This window comes from Nisaea sp. (assembly GCF_040217065.1).
Taxonomy (GTDB): Bacteria; Pseudomonadota; Alphaproteobacteria; order Thalassobaculales; family Thalassobaculaceae; genus Nisaea.
In genome coordinates this window covers 438,540-456,702 of the sequence record NZ_JAVJNX010000010.1, presented here as the reverse complement: position 1 = coordinate 456,702, position 18,163 = coordinate 438,540, and the positions used below count along the sequence as shown (strand labels likewise).

Sequence of the window (18,163 nt, the reverse complement as noted above, 5' to 3'; positions counted from 1 at the left end):
ATCGACGGCATCAAGCGCTTCTTCCTCGACGGCATGATCGCTTTCGGCAAACGGGGCCTGGCCTGCCAGCCCGCGATTGTCGGCATCGGGCTCGGCGGCTCGAAGGACACCTCGATGGTGCTCGGCAAGCAGGCCGCCTGCCTGCGCATTGTCGGCGACCGCAACCCGGACCCGGAAATCGCCAAGCTGGAGCTGGAGCTGCAGGAGCTGGGCAATTCCATCGGCATGGGCGCCATGGGCTTTGTCGGCAAGAGCATGGTGGTCGATTGCCATATCGAGGCCGGCTACACCCACACGGGCGGCATGCCGATGAGCCTGCACGCCTTCTGCCTCTCCTCCCGCCGCGCCACGGTGCGGCTGCATGCCGACGGACGGGCGGAATTCCGCACCGACCCCACCTGGTTCACCCCCTATATGCGACGGGAGACGGTCTCATGGGAAAAGCCCCAGAGCGCAAGACAGTCCGCCTGAAGACACCCGTCACCGACGCGGCGCTGGCCGCGCTGGAACTCGGCGACGTGGTCTATCTCGACGGGCCGATCTATACGGCCCGGGAAGGCGTCTACAAGAAGATCCTGGCGGACGGCGCGGCCCCGCCCGCCCCCTTCGCCGAGCTCGGCAACGTCAATTTCCACTGCTCCCCCGCCGCCGCCAAGCAGGAGGACGGGACCCTGCACGTCAGCGCCGTCACCGCGACGGCCAGCTTCCGGTTCTCGAAATGGATGAAGGACTGGTTCGCCGCGTCCGGCGCGAAAATGGTGATCGGCAAGGGCGGCATGTCGGAGGAGGATTACAAGACCCTCTTCGTCCCCGCCGGCGCGGTCTACCTCACGACAGTCGGCTACGGCACCGGCGCCCTGCTCGGCCGCGGGATCAAGCAGGTGAAGGCAGCGCACTGGCTCGACGAGCTCGGCATCGCCCAGGCCATGTGGGTGCTGGAAGTGGAAAAATTCGGCCCGCTGCTGGTGGAGAGCGACCATGCCGGGAACTCGCTGTTCGAACGGAACAACCGGGAGATCAATGCGGGGATCGACAAGCTCTATGAGGGGCTGAAGAAGCCGTCATTGCAGCGGTTCGGGGAAACGGATGATCGGGAGCAGGAGCTGATTTGAGCTATAAAAACGTAGAAGGCGGCAGAATAAATTCTGAATAATTTGGAGATATGGACTCACAATAAATTTTTCTAGTTGATGCGGGAATTCTGTTTCTAATTACCTCCACTAGCTCGCTTTATTAAAGAAGCGATCTTTTGCCTTCCTGATTCTTGAACTATCAACCCATGTTCAAGCATCACGAAAAGACCCACAAGATATGCAGTCCAGCTATCCGCTCTAGAATTTGTATTTTGAAGTGCGGCTTGCAGCACGTCTGTCATTACAAATAGTACCGTCCCCCCAACAAAAAAACCGAGAACAAATTGCTTTTTAATTTCCATATCGTCATCTGATGGAAATACATACCTTCTTATCAGAATTCCTAAATAATAAAAAACTATGGGAAGAATCCATATAGTGATTATGCCCCAAAAATTCGGCATATCTGGCGCGAAATTCGACTCCCCCATTTTAATACCCACCTTTTTTCGCGGGCAACAAATACCCTTCACCTTGTGAATCTGAATTAAAAACCCATCCCGATTCAATACCACCTTCACTATTCGTTTTTACGACCTGCAACCATTCATAGTTATTGTAAAGTAAATTATAATTTTTTCTCCCAATTACTTGCACAGTATCGCCTTTGGAAATGGCACCGACTACATCTCCAGGAATATAAAATTTGTTTGGCGGCGCTTCACGAACGCGGATATTTTCAACTGCAATAGTAGATAGTCCATAACCATTAGGTGCACCTGATACCGAAAAATTCAATACGCCAGAAACGTCCGGACAATCATCTTGACTTACAAAAAATTCTACCGATTTTACTTCCCAAACATCAGTAACGTCTTCAATTTCAAGAGTCAGTTGGTTTTCTCTAGAGATATTTCTATTACTTCCACACATTCCCTCCGAAGAATTAATTTTTTGACCTTTAATTCCCGCCTCCAAAACAAGAAATCCCGGTATTTTGGAAATTGTCTTGTAGCCTGCCTTTGCTACTATACCGGACATTGGAAATGAGTATGTTTTATCATTTTCAGAAATACTTTTTTGTACTGAAATACCTGCAGGACTACTTTCATTATATGCTGGAAATAATCGTACTGAATCGACAACAACAGAGGCTCGAATATAAGAGACTTCGCACTCTATGTTTGGTGGACAGGAATAATTTGCAGTCCCTAAGATATTTATGCCGTAGGTGACTATTTGTTGATCTGGAATAGGCGCGCTGGACATCCACAAGAATGGATCGTCGGCTGCTTTCTTTAAAAGCAATGCCGACGATTTACCGGCAAAAGACAAGACGACAAACGCAGCTGCGACAGCCGCTATAAATCTTCGGGTTATGGCTCCGCCGAAAAAATGTCGCACGCTCTTCATGCTCCTTGGTGAACAGAGTACCAATATCAATGCTTAGTTGCAAGACTGCAGGAAATAAACGGAAGACACTCCGACTAAAATTAAGCGAAATCAAAGGGGACGCGGCTTATCTCTCAGGGCAAAGATCCTCGCCATTCCGTCACGACGCCGACTGAAACCGCTGTACGTCAATCTCGTCTTCACGTATCCGCGCCCGGGCGAGGTCATAGGCAAGTTGCACACGCAGCAGATGTTCGGCCTTCAGCCCGAACGCCTTCTCGATCCGGATCGCCATCTCGGGGGACAGGGCGGCGTTTCCGTTCAGGAGGTGGGACAGCGTGTTGCGTGCCACGCCCAGCGCCGCCGCCGCCGCCGTCACCTTCAGGTTCAGCGGGCCGATCACATCCTCGCGGATGATCGCACCGGGATGAGCCGGGTTCTTCATCGTCATTATCCATTCAACATCACCCTTTCAGAGCATACCCCACCTGAATCCCACCCGTCATCCCGTCGCAGGACGGGATCCATGGATGACGGACGCCACCCCATGATCCTGTGGACCCCGGCCTCCGCCGGGGTGACGATGGTGGGGGTGCGCCGGGGTGACGATGGCGGGGGTGCGCCGGGGTGACGATGGCGGGAATCAAAGGGACACGCACCCTGATTGCCGGTCGCAAGCGCATCGCGTTCAAACCCCACCCGTCATCCCGTCGCAGGACGGGATCCATGGATGACGGGCGGCGTCCCATGATCCTGTGGACCCCGGCCTCCGCCGGGGTGACGATGGTGGGGGTGCGCCGGGGTGGCGTGAATTAAAGGAATTAAAGGGACACGCACCCTATTTACCGGTCACAAGCGCATCCCGGCCCCCTTATTCGCCAGCCTTTTCGCGGGGCGTCGTGCGTTTCTGGTACCAGTGGAAGGCGAATAGCAGTGTCGAGAAGAACGACACCGACAGCGACAGCCGGAACAGCATGACGCTGCTCGAGAACCAGTTCACACCACCCTGGTAGTCGAGCGCAGAGATGCTCAGCTTGTAGGCCTCCATCACGTCGAACATCAAGCCGCGCAGCGCCTGATCCAGCACGAACAGGATCACCGCGCCGAGGCCGGGATCGGCTGCGTTGTCGAACAGCGCGAGCCCGCCGAAATAGCCGCCGAAGGCGTGGATGAACATCGTATAGCCGATGATCAGGGACAGCAGGTAGCCAACGGCCCAGAACGGACCGGAGATGCTGTCATCATTGTGCGCCTCGTCGATCTCGCTCTGGAAAACCTCCGTCCACTCGACCTTCGACTGATAGATCAGCAGCACGACCGCGAGCTGCGTCAGGCCGTAAGTTGTGGCCGCGCCGGCGAAGTAGACGAAGCTGGCCCCCAGATCGAACGCCTTGGTCAGCCCGAACCCGACCGCAGAGCCGATCCCGAAGCTAAACGCAACGATGCCGACCACCCCGCTCAACAAGTTAGTCAGATGCCGCCATATTCCTGCTTTGGCAAGGTCCGCAGCAATCCGGTCCGGCCCCCGGCTGAACAACGACATGGCCTGCCTCCAGCTCAAGCTTCACACGCAAAAGGGTATCTTTATTGATAATTTCTGCAACCGGGGAATGAACTTGCGCGGTTAAGGATAAAAAGGTCAGTGACGAGTTGCGCGCCACGCCCAGCACCGCCGCAGTTTCCGCCAGGTTCGGCGGGCCGATCACATCCTCCCGGATGATCTCCCCGGGATGAGCCGGATTCTTCATCGCCGCTTTCCGCTCAGCGAGGGCGCGCAGACCGCTCGCTGAGCGCTTGGCCTGTCACCGAATGCCGATAAAGTTGGCAACAGGTCTGTAATATCGTTTGTCCGGTCTAAAGCCCGGAAGACCAACGCGGTCGCTCGGCAGGGAACGAATCACCACGCCACGGTTATCCGTATAGTAGAGCTGTGAGGATCCACCACCATCAAGCGAGATTGCGTTCTCGGCGCCGAGACTCTTGAGATAAGCGGCAAGAGAGGCAAGCGTTGTCGCTTGCGCCGGATCCCGGCAGCTGCCGTTTTTTCCCGGATTGACGACAACGAAAATCAAGGTGTTTCCGTCCGCTGTCAGGCCGGCAGCCGACCGGGCAAGCCGGCATGTAGGGTCCGGGGCAGCCACAGCGTCTGTGACATACACGCCGTTCTTCAGCAATTGCGTGCCGCTGATGGCATCTTCCAGGTCAGGCGGCACCATGGAGGGATGCCGGGGGAACATCGGATACCAACCCATTGTGGCACGCGCATCCCTGGTTCCGGCCTTGAATATCATCAGGGTCCCGGCATCGACATCGCGCGGTCCATGGTCCTTGCTGTAGACCTTTATTTGTTCTTCCCGACGAATCAGCTTTCCGTCACTGACGGTGTAGCCATAAACGTGCGTGCAGACCTCAGAATGTATGTCCCCGTTGCCGTAGTAACCGAAGACCTCAAAGAAACTCCCGTTAACGGCAAAGCTTGAGCGGTAATATGAAGATTCCGCCCAGTCCGCAACCGTGGGCGCATTCTGATCCTGCGCGACGGTTCGCAACGTGTTCGGGAAATTCGCAATCCGGCTGCAGGTTGCCGGATAATCGAGGTTTGGCACCACGACGTCAGCCAACCGCAAGTCTATTTTCACGTAATAGCCCTCAGTCACGCGGTGCGTACCATCCATGAAATCGACCGTTGCCGGCCGTGAAATGTGAGAGGTTGGTTTGTGGCACTGGAGGTCGCGGCCAACAAAATTGTCGTCGTCGCATTGATCTGCCGTGTAATAGCAGCCGCCGCAGAACGAACCCCAGCAGCCATAGCACGGGGACCTGACTTTCTCGACTTTGCAGGGCACCTGCCCGTCGCCGCCGCACTTCGCATGGGCCGGTGTCGCCGCTGCAAGCGTGCCTGCGGTCGCCACGAAAAGAACGACCAGTATCCGGGCGAGTATCGAGCCGGCCAACCGGGAGACCGGCAGCAGCCGATCCGAAAGCTTACTTTGAGCGGGCATCGTGGCCTCCGGGAAAATATCTCGTTTCTGCCTGGTCCCTGACGAAGCGATCAGAGGAGCGCTCAACATCTCGGAGGCCCGTCACCAACCACGACCTGCGAGCCGCCAGAGGCCGCGACAAAGCTCGGGTTTCCCTGTGCATCGATGGTGACATCGACAAGCCCGCCGCCATCATAAAAAAATCCCCAGACCTGCTTCTTGAAGGTTATTTTCACACCCCAATAGGGCCGCGAACACGGCGTGTTGTGCCCTTTGTCCTCGAAATAGATGACCCCCGACCCGGGAACAACGATGGCAAGATCGCCTCTTCGGGCCAGCATTTCCCCAACCGGCGAATAAGACCCGGATCCAACCGGGAGAGTGAACGTTATTGTCTCTCCCCAATTATTGGTCAGCTTCCCAATCGACCAGAGAGCCCAACTGGGCGTGGGAACCGCCAACACGGCGATGAACGCAAGAAGCCCGACACATGGCCGGAGAAATTTTGTTTGCATTACAAGTCGCTCCTGAAAAACACTACTTATGCTTGAATTGATTATTTATAAAATAAAATCATAAATGAGTCCTAATAGAAAATAAAATTTTAGGGTGAAAATATTTGCGACATACACTTTTATTGTCCGTCGCAAGCGTATCGGCTTTTAGATACTGTCGTCACAACGGCGCGGCCGGGTGCCCGCTCCGGAACCGGCCTTTCAACCCGGCTTAACCGCGTTCCCCACACATGCTATCGTGTGTCCATGTCCCTCGATGGCAAGCAACGCGGCGTCCTGCGCAACATGCTGGCGGCCCTGGCGATCACGATCATCACCCTCGGCGCGCTGGTGCTCTGGCCGCAGGCCCTGCCCGCGCCGCCCGCCTCCCTGGCCGACCGGCTCGCCCTCACCCTGCAATGGGATTCCCTCGTCCTGCTCTGCCTCGTGCTGTCCATCGGCCTGCTGGCCCGGCACCGGTTCTTCACCCCGGCCGATATCGACGGCAGCGGGCTGACCGCGGGCACGGGCCGGGCGCATGTGCTGCAGGCGATGCTGCAGAACACGCTGGAGCAGGCCGTCATCGCCGTGCTGGCGCATCTGCTCTGGACCGCCGCGACCGATCCCGCCTGGTACGGGGCCGTGCCGGCGGCGGCGCTGATGTTCGTTGCCGGCCGGGTGCTGTTCGTCGCGGGCTATGCCGGCGGCGCCCCGGCGCGGGCCTTCGGCTTTGCCCTGACCTTCTATCCGACCGTGTTCCTGACGCTGGTCGCCATCGGCAGCATCCTCTTCAGGGCCCTGCATTAAAGGTCACGAATTAGGCGGACAGGCACCCTGATTGCTGGCCACACGTATTTCACACCCACGCGCTCCCCGTCATCCCGTCGCAGGACGGGATCCATGGATGACGCGTACCGCTCCACGATCGATGGACCCCGGCCTGCGCCGGGGTGACGGCGGGTTGTCGCGCGGTCATGGGGAACGGGTGTGATGCCGGAGGTTGCGCCCCCCCTCCTCAGCTCAGTCCGGCCCACGCTTCCAGATGCGCAGGCGAAGCTGCTTTTCGGTTTCCACGATGGCGAACAGGGCGACGCCGGTGGCGACGATCAGCACGCCGTCCGGGAACGGCACCGGCTGCGTGCCGAAGACGCCCTGCAGCGGCGGGGCATAGGTGATGAGGAACTGCGCCGCCGTGACGCTGGCGATGGTGGCCCAGACGACCTTCGTGCCGCGCACCGCCTTCCAGGTCAGCGAGGTTCCGTAGATGTTGCGGATGAAGAACAGGTGGAAGATCTCCATCACCACCAGGGTGTTCATGGCCATGGTGCGGGCCAGCTCGACGGGATAGCCGCGATCGATGGCGTAGGTGTAGATGCCGAACACGCCGCCGAGGAACAGGACGGAGACGAAGAGGATATGCCAGCCCAGCGCGCCGGTCAGCAGCGGCGCGCCGCGCCGGCGGGGCGGGCGGCGCATGGTGTCCTCTTCCGTCGGCTCGAAGGCCAGCGCCATGCCCAGCGTGATGGCGGTGATCAGGTTGATCCAGAGGATCTGCACCGGCGTGATCGGCAGGGTCATGCCGAACAGCAGGGCGACAATGATGGTCATGGCCTCGCCCGCGTTGGTCGGCAGGGTCCAGCTGATGACCTTCTTGATGTTGTCATAGACGGTCCGGCCCTCGCGCACGGCCGCCGCGATGGAGGCGAAATTGTCGTCCGCCAGCACGAATTCCGCCGCCTCCTTCGCCGCCTCGCTGCCCTTCAGCCCCATGGCGATGCCCGCGTCGGCGCGCTTCAGGGCCGGCGCGTCATTGACGCCGTCGCCGGTCATGGCGACGGTCAGGCCGTGCGCCTGCAGGGCCATGACCAGCCGCAACTTATGCTCCGGGCTGGTCCGGGCGAAGATGTCCGACTCCAGGATGCAGGCGGCCAGCGCGCTGTCGTCCATGGCGTCCAGGTCGGCCCCGGTCAGCACCCGGTCCGGGTTCTGCAGGCCGATCTGCCGGCCGATCGCGGCGGCCGTGCCGCGATGGTCCCCGGTGATCATTTTCACCCGGATGCCGGCGTCCCGGCATTCGCTCACGGCCGCGACGGCTTCGGGACGGGGCGGGTCGATCAGCCCGACCAGGCCAACCAGGATCAGGCCGGACTCGACGTCGGAAAACTCCAGCACGGTATGGCCGGGATCGACCGGGCGGACGGCGAAGGCCAGCACACGCTGCCCCTCGGCGGCGATCGCCTCGGCCCGGGCATGCCAGTCCTCCGCCAGCAGCGGCGCGGTGCCCCCCGATGCGGTGCGCTGCGTGCTGCACATCGACAGGATCCGTTCCGGCGCCCCCTTCACCGACACGAAAGCATGGCCGTCATGGTCATGGTTCAGGGTGGCCATGAAACGGTGCCTGGCATCGAACGGGATCGCGTCGGTGCGCCTCCAGGCGGCCAGCTCCGCCCGCCTGTCGATACCGAGCTTGCCGGACAGCGCCAGCAGCGCGCCTTCCATCGGGTCGCCCTCGACATGCCACACGCTGTCCCGTTCATGCAGCGCGGCATCGTTGCAGAGCGCCGCGGAACGGCCGAGCTCTTCCAGGACACGATGCTCGCCGACGCTGACGGCGGCATTGTTCAGCGTGATCGCGCCGCGCGGCTCATAGCCGGTGCCTTCCAGCGCGAAGGTATGCGCGCCGGTGGCGATGGAGGCGACCATCATCTCGTTCCGGGTCAGGGTCCCGGTCTTGTCCGTGCAGATCACCGAGACGGAGCCGAGGGTCTCGATCGCCGGCAGGCGGCGGACAATGGCATTGCGCCGCGCCATGGCCTGCACGCCGACAGCCAGGGTGATTGTCAGGACGGCGGGCAGGCCTTCCGGTATCGCCGCCACGGACAGGCCGACAACCGCCATGAACAATTCGGCAAAACCGGACTCCCCGACGAAATATCCGAAGAGCAGCAGGGCGGCGGCGATCAGCAGGATCAGAACCGTCAGCCACTTGGCGAAGGCGTTCATCTGCCGGACCAGCGGCGTGGTCAGGGTCTCGACTCCGGACAGCAGGCCGCTGATCCGGCCGATCTCGGTCCCGGCCCCCGTGGCGACCACGATGCCCCGGCCCTGTCCGCTGGTGACCAGGGTGCCGCTATAGGCCATGCAGACCCGGTCCCCCAGCGGGGCCTCGCGCTCCACCGGCCCGGTTTGCTTTTCCACCGGCACCGACTCGCCGGTCAGGATGGATTCCTGGATCTGCAGGGCATTCGCCCGAAACAGCCGCAGGTCCGCCGGCACCTTGTCGCCGGCCTCGAGCAGGACGATGTCGCCGGGCACGAGGCTGTCGCCGTCGACCGCGCGGCGCTCTCCCCCGCGCAGCACCGACGCCTTCAGCGCCAGCATCTTGCGGATGGCGTCCATCGCCTTTTCCGCCTTGCCTTCCTGCACGAAACCGATGACCCCATTGGCGATGACGACGGCGAGGATGACAGAGGTATCGATGAGATGGCCGAGCGCCGTGGTGATCGCGGCGGAACCGAGCAGCACATAGATCAGGATATTGTGGAAATGCAGGAGGAAGCGGACGAGCAGGCTGCGCCTCGCCGGTTCCGGCAGGCGGTTCGGGCCGTATCTTTCAAGCCGCGCCGCCGCGTCATCCTGCGACAGGCCGCCGGCATCCGCGCCGAGGGCGTCGAACGCCTCGTCTGCCGTCGCTGCGTGCCAGATGTTCACCGCTTCCCGCTCCATGGGATATTTCATCATCGGCCCTCTTCGCGCCCCCGATCCACGCTATCCTGCAGTCGCTGCATGCGGCATCATTCTAGCCACAGTCCAGACCCGCCCGTATCGGGGCATATTGGCTCACCACCGGGAAATACCTGATGAAATCAGCATCTCTGCCGGCTTTCCTGTTCTGCCTCTTCCTGCTCGCCCCGTCCCTGGCCGCCGCGGAGCCGTGCGCCGCCTGCGCCGGGCTCGACGGGTTCGTGCCGCCCGATGCGATCGACGGGGATCTCTATCTGATGGTCGGCAAGGCCAGGCGGAGCGACAAGGCCCGCAGCGTCGAGATCCAGGAGGCGCGCGGCGTGGTCCGGACCGGCCTGAAACCGGCCTTCCCCGATGAGCTCAGCTGCCCCGGGATCGATACCGAGGCCTGGGCCATCGATTACAGTGCCAAGCGGCCCTGGCCGGCGCTGCACAAGGGTGTCGACATCCCGCAGCCGCGCGGCACGCCGATCCGGGCCGTGGCCGCCGGCACGGTGATCGCGGTGTTCGAGAATGACGGCAACCGCAAGGGCATCGAGATCGCCCTGCGCCACACGCCGGAGCAGACAGGTCTACCCTTCTGGACCTACTCGCAATACACCCACCTGACCGAAATGCCGGCGCTTGCCATCGGTGACGCCGTCGCTATGGGCGCCGAGATCGGGAAAACCGGCAATTCGGGCAAGATGGGCCGGAACATCCGGCGCGACGCGCTGCATTTCGCCATCCTGTTCAGCGAAGTGCCGTCCTGGAGCAATGACGGCCGCGTGTTCGTGCCCGCCGACGGCTTCTTCATGGACCCGGTCGCCTTCTACCGGCCCGAAGGGCCCTATGTCTCGGCCGAGCTTGCCCAGCTGCCGTCGCCGGACAAGTCCGTGCCGGTCGCCTATCTGAAGCCGGACAGCACGCCGGTGCCCGCGGACGCCAGGCGGATCTGGCCCTATCCGTGCAAATGACGGACACAGCCCCACGATCCCATGGACCCCGACCTGCGTCGGGGTGACGGTGATGGGTGGCGTTTCGACGCGTGGAAGCCGCGTCCTAGAGCCCTTCCAGCAGCTCGGCGATATCCACCACCCGCTTTTCCTCCGCCGCGCGCATGACCGCGAGGATGACGGCGAGGCTGCGGGCGGCGTCCGCCGCGTCGATCACCGGCGGCTCGTCCCCGGTGATCACCTTCAGGAAGTGCGCGAGCTGGTTTTCGTAGGTCTGGCTGCCATCGAGCGGCAGGATTTCCCGCTCGAGCCTGTCCTGCCAGTCCCCGCCCTCCGGGCCGTGCGACCAGAGCGCCATGCCCGGGACCTCGAAGGATCCCGCGCGGCCGCCGATGAACAGGTAGTTCCCCGGCTGATGCGGAAAATACAGCGCCTGGCCGGAGGTTCTCTCCCAGCTATAGGGCGAGGCGACCGCGTCGCTGATGGTGAAACCGCCGAGCACGCCGCTGTCGAATTCGAAAGACACGCTGGCCGTGTCGGCGACATCGAGACCGCGCACGCCGTTCGAGGTGAAGGCGCCGACCCGGCGGATTTCGCCCAGGATGAAGCGCAGGCAGTCGACATCGTGGATCAGGTTGATCAACAGCGTGCCGCCACCCGGCTCCCGCCGCCAGGCGACGTCGAAATAGCTGTCGGGCTTGTCCACCCAGGCCATGCCGCTGACCGTCACGACCCGGCCGAGCGTGCCGCTTCGCACCACCCGGCGGGCTTCCCTGATGTCCGTGCTGTGGCGGCGGTGGTGGCCGACGAGAATGGGGACACCGGCAGCCTCGCTCGCCCGGGCCATGGCGAAGGCGTCGGCGAGGGTGGCCGCGACCGGCTTTTCCATCAGGCTCGGGATGCCGCGTTCGATACAGGCGAGAGCGGCGGATTTATGCAGCCCGGTCGGCAGGGCGACGATCGCCCCGTCCGGTTTCACCGCATCCAGCATGCTCTCGAGATCACCGAAATGCGGCACGCCGAGGCTCTCCGCAAGCTCCCGTGCTTCGGGTGCCGGATCGGCAATGCCCGCGATCTCGGCACCCGGATGGCCGGTGATCAGCTTGCAGTGCTCCCGGCCGATCACCCCGGCACCGGCAATTGCGATCCTGAATGTCTGCATATGTCCGGCCTCCTCGTCAGCGCCCGAGCGGCGATGCCCGGCCTCCAGTGTCGGAGATTGGGACGCCGCCGTCCACGCCCGGTTTCAGGACCGGGACATGCTGACGACATTGTCCGTCATACTCTGGTCGCCCAGCTCCGGCCGTCATCCCGTCGAAGGACGGGATTAGGTATCAAATGCACCTAAGTAGCGACTGCGTGGGGAAAGCCGGTATATTCGCCGAATGCGCGCGAAATTTCGATGGCTGTTTACGTTCCTCTTCGCTGGCGTTCTGTTGCCAGTCGTTAGTGAGTTTTTTATTGAACTCGCACGGCAGGACGGGATGTATGACGACCCTAAGCGCACCATCGACATTGTGATGGATTGGATCTCTTGGATCGCCAATCACCATCTGACCCACTACGCAATCGTTGGGCTCGGTGGGGTCACTTTTGGGCTCTGGGTAGACGCCCTGCTGCGACGCCGCGAAGAAACCGTTGCTAACAGCCAAGATCAGGTTGCAATAGATGAGGGGGCGGCCAACGAGAAGGGTTCTCTAACGGAAGCGGAGCAGCGCGAGGTCTATGAGGGCGCGCATGAAGAGTTAATGCTGTTCGTCGCGGAACGAGTTTTCCCGACATGTGAGGCTATTTACAAGCTTCAGGACGCCTTGCTTCGCAGGATCGTGGGGAGCAGTACGGTGGCGGACATGGCTATGTCAGGCGCGCGAGCCTCCTATTGGGTTCAACCCTACGCCGAAGGCATGGACTACTTGCATGGCTTGGTATCAAGCCCGTCTGAATATCTTTATTTTCGCGAGATGATCGAGGCGGTCGAGAGGGTCGAAAAAGGGTACCGCGCATATGTTGGCGTAGCGGCAAAACTGAGTGAAGAGGCCGGAATTATCCTGAAGGACGATCCTGATCTTAAGCGCCTGTATCATCAATGGCGCGCTAACCATCAAAGCATGTACGACGCTTATGACCGGATCAAAATAGATTCGCGCTTCAAGATCGATGCGAACTCAACCGGGCTGTTTCGCCCCGCCAGAAAGAGCCGTTGGGGTGAATTGGTGGGGGCTAGTTCGCTAAGTGTATCGTCTCAGTTCCTGAAGCCTGAAGACACGCCAGCATAGGTGCATTTGATACCTAATCCCGCGAAGGACGGGATCCATGGATGACGGATGCTGCCCCATGATCAATGGACCCCGGCCTGCGCCGGGGTGACGGTGAAGAAGGGCGCCGGGGACGATCAATGCTGGTGAGGCTGGTGCCGCAGTCTAGCCCTGCAGCGCCTTGTCCCAGATCGTCTTGCGCCAGGGCGTCACGATCACGGCCTCGAACACGCCGTTGAGGGCAAAGGGATCGTTCCTGGCGAAATCCTCGGCAACAGCCCGGTCCTCGGTGTCGAGGATCAGCACGCTGCCGTCCATGCTGTCGTCCGGCCCGCCGGTGGTGGCGCCGCCGGCCATGATCAGGTCGAGCTTGGATTTCAGATATTCGATATGGGCCGGACGGTGTTCCATGCGCTTGTCGAGGGCGCCGGGCTTGTCCCGGGCGATGATGGCGTAAGGCATGCGATGCTCCCTTGGTTTCAGCTTTGGCGTCAGGTGCCGTTCTTGGCCTGCTCCAGGCGGAACGGATGGGCCGGATAGGTGCCGAGGATCTTGACCGCGCCTTTCGGGCAGAAGAACTGCAATTCCTCCAGCGCCAGCTTCAGCGACGTCTCTTCGGGATGGCCCTCGGCATCGACATAGAACTGCGCCGCCGAGAAATGTCCGCCGACCAGATAGGATTCCAGCTTGGTCAGGTTGACGCCGTTGGTGGCGAAGCCGCCGAGCGCCTTGTAGAGCGCGGCGGGCACGCTGCGCACCCGGAAGATGATGGTGGTCACGCAGGGGCCGTTGCCGGTTGGCGGCACCACGCCCTCGCGGGCCATGAGCAGGAAACGGGTGGTGTTGTGCTCCGCGTCCTCCACGCCCTCGCGCAGGATTTCCAGACCATAGATCTCGGCCGCCAGCTTCGGGCCGATGGCGGCGATCGTCCGGTCCCCCAGCTCGGCGATGGAGCGGGCGGCGCCGGCGGTATCGGAATGCTGCACCGGACGGGCACCGAGTTCGGCCATCAGCAGCCGCGACTGGGCCAGCGCGTGGACGTGGGAGCGGATCTCCTTCACCTCCGAAATCTTCGTACCCGGCACGCCGAGCAGCATGGCGTTGATGCGCTGGTAATGCTCGCCGATGATATAGAGGCCGGATTCCGGCAGCAGGTGATGGATGTCCGCCACCCGGCCGGCGACGGAATTCTCCACCGGCACCATGGCGCAGAGCGCGTCCCCGGCCTTCACCGCATCCAGCATGTCCTCAAAGCTCTGGCAGGGCAGCGGCTCCAGGTCGGGGCGGACGGCCTGGCAGGCCATGTGGGAGTTGGCGCCTAGTTCGCCCTGGAAGGCGATTTTCTGCTTTGCTTCGGACACGGGGTCTGACTTTCGGGTTCAGGATTTTTCAAGAATTCTGCGGGCTTTTGCCAAGTCCGCCGGAGTATCGACACCGAGCGGAACCGTGTCAACGCGGGCCACGTCGATCCGCATGCCCGCTTCCAGCGGCCGCAGCTGCTCCAGCTTCTCGCGCAGCTCCAGCGCCGAGGGCGGCAGCGTGACGAAGCGTTCCAGCGCGCTGCGGCGATAGGCATAGAGACCGATGAAGTGGAACAGCGGCCCCGGCCCGAAGGGCACCGTGGCCCGGCTGAAATACAGCGCCCGGCCCCGGCTGCCATCCGCCTCCCACGCCACCACCGGCTTGGTCACGCTGGTATTTGTGATGTCGTCCTCGTCCACGATCAGCGCCGCGGGCGCGCCGATATCGACCTCGGCCCGGTCCAGCATGGCGAGCGCGGCCCGCGGCACCGCCGGGTCGAGCACCGGCAGGTCGCCCTGGATATTGACGATGGCATCGTGCCTGCCGTCCGGGTCGAGCTTGCACAATGCCTCCCAGATCCGGTCGGAGCCGGAGGGATGGCCGGGGTCGGTCAGCACCGCCTCGCCGCCATGATCGCGCACCGCGTCGGCGATCTCCTGCTCGGCGCAGGCCACGGCGACCCGGCCGAGATCCGCCTCTTCCGCCCGGCGCAGCACCTGCACGATCATCGGCAGGCCGGCGATTTCGGCCAGCGGCTTGTCCGGCAGCCGCTCGGATTTCATCCGGGCTGGGATCAGGACTATCGGGTTCGATGGTGCCGGGGTCGGGGCCATTTCATTCTCGCTCTTCTTCGTTCTCATCCTGGCCGAGCCCTGTAATCATGACATTTCTTGCGGCGAAATGTCGCGTGGCCGGGCCGCCCTGCCGGCACACCTGATCATGTCCGGACTTGCGTCTTTGAGGGCGGAACCTTATAGGAAACTGTTAAAGGACTGTCGCCTGCTGAATTTGGCCGGGTAGTCCGGATGTGAGATAGCTGGGCCGCGCGGCGCCTTACCGGGGCCGACGCGGCAGTAAACAAAGGCGGGACGGGGTTCGGCATGTCATCTTCTCTGGAATTCAACAAGCTGGCTGCGGGCGTTCTGTGTGGCGGACTGCTCCTGATGGGCGCCGGCAAGTTCGCAGGCGTGCTGGTGCATCCCGAGCCGCTCGAAACCAACGCCTACACGGTCGAAGTCGCCGAAGGCGCCGCAACCGCCGCCGCGCCGGCCGGGCCCGCCCCGATCGAGCCGATCCTCGGCCTTCTCGCCAGCGCCGATGTGGCCAGCGGCCAGAAGATCGCGAAGAAATGCACGGCCTGCCACAGCTTCGACAAGGGCGGCCCGAACAAGGTCGGCCCGAACCTGTTCGGTGTCGTGATGGCCGCCAAGGGCCATGTTGACGGCTTTTCCTATTCCGACGCCCTCCTCGAGTCCGGCGAGAACGACAACTGGACCTACACATCGCTGAACCATTTCCTGCTGAAGCCGAAGGATTACGCGCCGGGCACGAAGATGAACTTCGCCGGCCTGAAGAAAGCCTCCGATCGCGCCGACATGGTTGCCTATCTGCGCTCGCTCGCGGACAGCCCGGCGCCGCTGCCGTCGGCGGAAGAAATCCAGGCCGCGCAGGACGCTTTCACGGCCGCTTCCGGCGGCTGATCGCGGATCAGAATTCTGGATTGAGCCGGGCCCCGATATGGCCCGGCTTTTTCTTTTTTACAGCCCCGCTTTCTCCCAGGGAGCACTGACATGACCCGGCCCTCCACTTCAGAGCTTGCCAGCTTCGCCGCCTCCCTCGCCGATGCCGCCCGCGGCATCATCCTGCGCTATCACAATTTCGGCGTGAGCATCGAGGCGAAGGCCGACGAAAGCCCGGTGACCGTGGCCGACCGTGGCGCCGAACGGGCCATGCGTGCGCTGATCGAGGAGCGCTTCCCGGAGCACGGCATTGCCGGCGAAGAATATGGCAAGGTCCGCGAGGATGCGGAATTCGTCTGGTCGCTCGACCCGATCGACGGCACCAAGGCCTTCATCACCGGCAGCCCGCGCTTCGGCACCCTGATCGGCCTGGTCGAGAACGGCAAGCCGGTGCTCGGCGTGATCGACATGCCGGCGCTGGACGAACGCTGGATCGGCGGCCGGGACTACATGGCCCGCCTGAACGGCTCCCCGGTCACAGTCCGCCCGTGCGAGCAGCTCTCCGGCGCCATCCTCGCCGCCACCTCGCCCGCCATGTTCACGGGCAGCGAAGAGATCTACGCGAAACTCTGTGCCGGCACCCGCTACCAGGTCTATGGCGGCGACTGCCACAATTTCGCGACCCTCGCCGGCGGCCATGTCGATCTCTGCGTCGAGGCCGGCCTGCAGGATTACGACTTCCTCGCCGTGGTCCCGGTGATCGAGGCCGCGGGCGGCGTGATCACCGACTGGGAAGGCAGGCGCCCGGCGCCGGGCTCCACCAACCGCATCGTCGCCGCCGGGGACAAGCGGGTGCACGAGGCCGCGCTGGAGATCCTGAACGGCTGAACCTCCCCCGTTTCCCGGACCCGATCCGGGACCTCGGAATGACGGGCTGCGCTCCATGGCAACCAGGTCCCGGCTCTGCGGCCGGGATGACGGTCTAGGGATGGTGAAAGCGTAGTGACCTATCGGCGGACTGCTGTTTGGGCATAACTCCGGTGGCTGTCTGAGCCGCAAGGAGTTTCGCCAATTGATCGAATTGGTGAAACTCGAGATCCACCTCCGCGACTCGACTCGTGAAGATTGAATCTGTCACAATACCCATAACCATGAAGAGGGAAGGCCAGTGGCCAAAACCCAATTTATGGTGACGGCACCGACCTGCCGTGTGTCGCCCCATGTCGGGGGCGGCTAGGGCGCGGACTCAATTGAGCGCAGCCAATTCCGCGATGCCGCCAGGACAACGCCGGAAGAAACCTTTTCTGTGCATGCAGACGGTTGAAGAAGCGCTTACGCGAATAGAGGACACTGGGCGTGTTGCGTCGGGCAACCCCCTTGGATCACGTCCTAGAAAGCCTTCTTAAGCCCGGCTTGTTTCAAGGTTTCGTTCGCGGTGTGGCGCGATTTCATGGAGTTATCGACCGTGAACCGACGGCCCGAGATTGGAGACTCCCAAACCTCGTGATCGCCCTTGCCTTGGCGGTAGAACTCGCAACCGGCTTCTTGCAGAAGTTTTTTAACCAGCTTTGCGTAGCTCTTCATGCACGCGAGAGACGGAGATGCGAGGTACGCTCTGTCATAATATGCAGCGGAAGGCCGTCGGGCATTTCGAGCCACTCAGGATGGTTAAGCTCAATAAGCTCTGGAAGCACCTCATCAAGCTTGCGCTCGACTTCTTCTCTGGTCGCGGCCTCAATGGCAAGGCCAACGACATCTTCGCTGGAGACAGACCAAACCTGCGCTTCGTCGTCCCAAACAGCTCGGACGTTGATCGCTGACGGTTTCATAGATAGCTCCGCATATGGGGAAATCTCATTATGCACGTGACATCAATGTGCACAAATTCAATGTTTGCACGGCTCATATGAAGAAGCAGTTACCGTGCCAACGGTGCAACAAATGACGCAGTTGTTGCAGCTTTGTACCTAGAAGACCGCCCCTCGGCGCAGGCCGGGACCACCTCCCCTCCCCCAAAAAAAAATCGTCATCCCGGACCCGATCCGGGATCTCCTCATGACGGGCTGTGCTCTATGGCAAGGAGGTCCCGGCTCTTCGGCCGGGATGACGCTCTTCTGCCCCCACACCACCCAAAATCGTCACCCCGGCGCAGGCCGGGGCCCAGAGATCATAGAACACGATCCGCCATCCCTGGGTCCCGTCCTCCGACGGGATGACGATGATGCTGTGCTTCTCCACTACCGTCTTGGATTGGGCGCATCGTATATGCCCTCCTACGTAAACGCGCCGAACTCTTGGGCAGATATCT

21 protein-coding genes are annotated in these 18,163 nt (G+C 61.8%); 7 read left to right on the top strand and 14 right to left on the bottom strand.

Annotation, left to right across the window (positions count from 1 at the left end; genetic code table 11):
- Both RH950_RS18235 and RH950_RS18230 read left to right on the top strand, forming a co-directional pair.
- Positions 1–471 (top strand): fumarate hydratase (locus RH950_RS18235; RefSeq protein WP_350059161.1); only part of this gene is annotated, 471 nt, incomplete at its 5' end.
- Positions 435–1,112 carry a fumarate hydratase C-terminal domain-containing protein gene (locus RH950_RS18230; protein WP_350059160.1) on the top strand — a complete coding sequence of 226 codons (678 nt, stop codon included), beginning with the start codon at positions 435–437 and terminating at the stop codon, positions 1,110–1,112. The genes RH950_RS18235 and RH950_RS18230, both read left to right, overlap by 37 nt.
- Positions 1,113–1,207: 95 nt before the next feature.
- On the opposite strand, the gene RH950_RS18225 is transcribed toward RH950_RS18230, so the two are convergent.
- The 7 genes from RH950_RS18225 to RH950_RS18195 all read right to left on the bottom strand — a co-directional run bounded on the left by RH950_RS18225 (position 1,208) and on the right by RH950_RS18195 (position 5,961).
- The gene (locus tag RH950_RS18225) at positions 1,208–1,564 is read right to left on the bottom strand and encodes a hypothetical protein (RefSeq protein ID WP_350059159.1); all 357 of its coding nucleotides are present in this window, start codon (positions 1,562–1,564) and stop codon (positions 1,208–1,210) included.
- A gap of 1 nt (position 1,565) precedes the next feature.
- Positions 1,566–2,477: an SH3 domain-containing protein gene (locus RH950_RS18220; protein ID WP_350059158.1), complete on the bottom strand. Its 912-nt coding sequence runs from the start codon at positions 2,475–2,477 to the stop codon at positions 1,566–1,568.
- Positions 2,478–2,625: 148 nt separating this feature from the next.
- Positions 2,626–2,910, bottom strand: coding sequence for a HigA family addiction module antitoxin (locus RH950_RS18215; RefSeq protein WP_350059157.1), 285 nt, complete (start codon positions 2,908–2,910; stop codon positions 2,626–2,628).
- Positions 2,911–3,336: 426 nt separating this feature from the next.
- A complete protein-coding gene (locus RH950_RS18210) occupies positions 3,337–3,930 on the bottom strand; it encodes a hypothetical protein (protein WP_350059156.1) in 594 nt (197 codons plus the stop codon).
- Position 3,931: 1 nt separating this feature from the next.
- A complete protein-coding gene (locus tag RH950_RS18205; RefSeq protein WP_350059155.1) occupies positions 3,932–4,213 on the bottom strand; it encodes a helix-turn-helix domain-containing protein in 282 nt (93 codons plus the stop codon).
- 54 nt (positions 4,214–4,267) lie between these two features.
- The gene (locus RH950_RS18200; RefSeq protein ID WP_350059154.1) at positions 4,268–5,536 is read right to left on the bottom strand and encodes a phosphodiester glycosidase family protein; all 1,269 of its coding nucleotides are present in this window, start codon (positions 5,534–5,536) and stop codon (positions 4,268–4,270) included.
- Positions 5,530–5,961 carry a hypothetical protein gene (locus RH950_RS18195; protein ID WP_350059153.1) on the bottom strand — a complete coding sequence of 144 codons (432 nt, stop codon included), beginning with the start codon at positions 5,959–5,961 and terminating at the stop codon, positions 5,530–5,532. Before RH950_RS18195 ends, RH950_RS18200 begins: the two co-directional genes overlap by 7 nt.
- A gap of 246 nt (positions 5,962–6,207) precedes the next feature.
- Between RH950_RS18195 and RH950_RS18190 the strand changes: the two genes are divergently transcribed.
- Entirely contained in the window at positions 6,208–6,747 is a 540-nt protein-coding gene (locus RH950_RS18190; RefSeq protein WP_350059152.1) for an MAPEG family protein, read from the top strand.
- Positions 6,748–6,960: 213 nt separating this feature from the next.
- Here RH950_RS18190 and RH950_RS18185 read toward each other — a convergent pair whose 3' ends face one another.
- Positions 6,961–9,681, bottom strand: a complete 2,721-nt coding sequence (locus RH950_RS18185) for a cation-transporting P-type ATPase (protein ID WP_350059151.1) — start codon at positions 9,679–9,681, stop codon at positions 6,961–6,963.
- 119 nt (positions 9,682–9,800) lie between these two features.
- Here RH950_RS18185 and RH950_RS18180 point away from each other — a divergent pair, with 119 nt between their 5' ends.
- Positions 9,801–10,640 (top strand): M23 family metallopeptidase, encoded by an 840-nt coding sequence (locus RH950_RS18180; RefSeq protein WP_350059150.1) that lies wholly within the window; start codon positions 9,801–9,803, stop codon positions 10,638–10,640.
- An 85-nt stretch (positions 10,641–10,725) separates the two neighbouring features.
- On the opposite strand, the gene RH950_RS18175 is transcribed toward RH950_RS18180, so the two are convergent.
- Positions 10,726–11,781: a Gfo/Idh/MocA family protein gene (locus RH950_RS18175; protein ID WP_350059149.1), complete on the bottom strand. Its 1,056-nt coding sequence runs from the start codon at positions 11,779–11,781 to the stop codon at positions 10,726–10,728.
- Between the two features lie 223 nt (positions 11,782–12,004).
- On the opposite strand from RH950_RS18175, the gene RH950_RS18170 reads away from it, so the two are divergent.
- Positions 12,005–12,895: a hypothetical protein gene (locus tag RH950_RS18170; RefSeq protein ID WP_350059148.1), complete on the top strand. Its 891-nt coding sequence runs from the start codon at positions 12,005–12,007 to the stop codon at positions 12,893–12,895.
- A 144-nt stretch (positions 12,896–13,039) separates the two neighbouring features.
- Here RH950_RS18170 and RH950_RS18165 read toward each other — a convergent pair whose 3' ends face one another.
- From RH950_RS18165 to RH950_RS18155, 3 genes are read right to left on the bottom strand one after another with little or no spacing between them, the layout of a single operon-like run.
- A complete protein-coding gene (locus RH950_RS18165) occupies positions 13,040–13,336 on the bottom strand; it encodes a YciI family protein (protein WP_350059147.1) in 297 nt (98 codons plus the stop codon).
- Between the two features lie 29 nt (positions 13,337–13,365).
- The gene (locus RH950_RS18160; RefSeq protein WP_350059146.1) at positions 13,366–14,235 is read right to left on the bottom strand and encodes a prephenate dehydratase; all 870 of its coding nucleotides are present in this window, start codon (positions 14,233–14,235) and stop codon (positions 13,366–13,368) included.
- Positions 14,236–14,253: 18 nt separating this feature from the next.
- Complete coding sequence (locus RH950_RS18155; RefSeq protein WP_350059175.1) at positions 14,254–15,009, bottom strand: 3-deoxy-manno-octulosonate cytidylyltransferase; 756 nt, start codon at positions 15,007–15,009, stop codon at positions 14,254–14,256.
- A gap of 267 nt (positions 15,010–15,276) precedes the next feature.
- Between RH950_RS18155 and RH950_RS18150 the strand changes: the two genes are divergently transcribed.
- Together RH950_RS18150 and hisN are read left to right on the top strand one after the other, a co-directional pair.
- Positions 15,277–15,876, top strand: a complete 600-nt coding sequence (locus RH950_RS18150) for a c-type cytochrome (RefSeq protein WP_350059145.1) — start codon at positions 15,277–15,279, stop codon at positions 15,874–15,876.
- Between the two features lie 90 nt (positions 15,877–15,966).
- Complete coding sequence (hisN, locus tag RH950_RS18145; RefSeq protein ID WP_350059144.1) at positions 15,967–16,743, top strand: histidinol-phosphatase; 777 nt, start codon at positions 15,967–15,969, stop codon at positions 16,741–16,743.
- 501 nt (positions 16,744–17,244) lie between these two features.
- Here hisN and RH950_RS18140 read toward each other — a convergent pair.
- Complete coding sequence (locus tag RH950_RS18140) at positions 17,245–17,439, bottom strand: type II toxin-antitoxin system HicA family toxin (protein ID WP_350059143.1); 195 nt, start codon at positions 17,437–17,439, stop codon at positions 17,245–17,247.
- Positions 17,436–17,684, bottom strand: a complete 249-nt coding sequence (locus RH950_RS18135; protein WP_350059142.1) for a DUF1902 domain-containing protein — start codon at positions 17,682–17,684, stop codon at positions 17,436–17,438. The genes RH950_RS18140 and RH950_RS18135 overlap by 4 nt, the downstream gene beginning before the upstream one ends.
- Between the last annotated feature and the right edge of the window lie 479 nt (positions 17,685–18,163).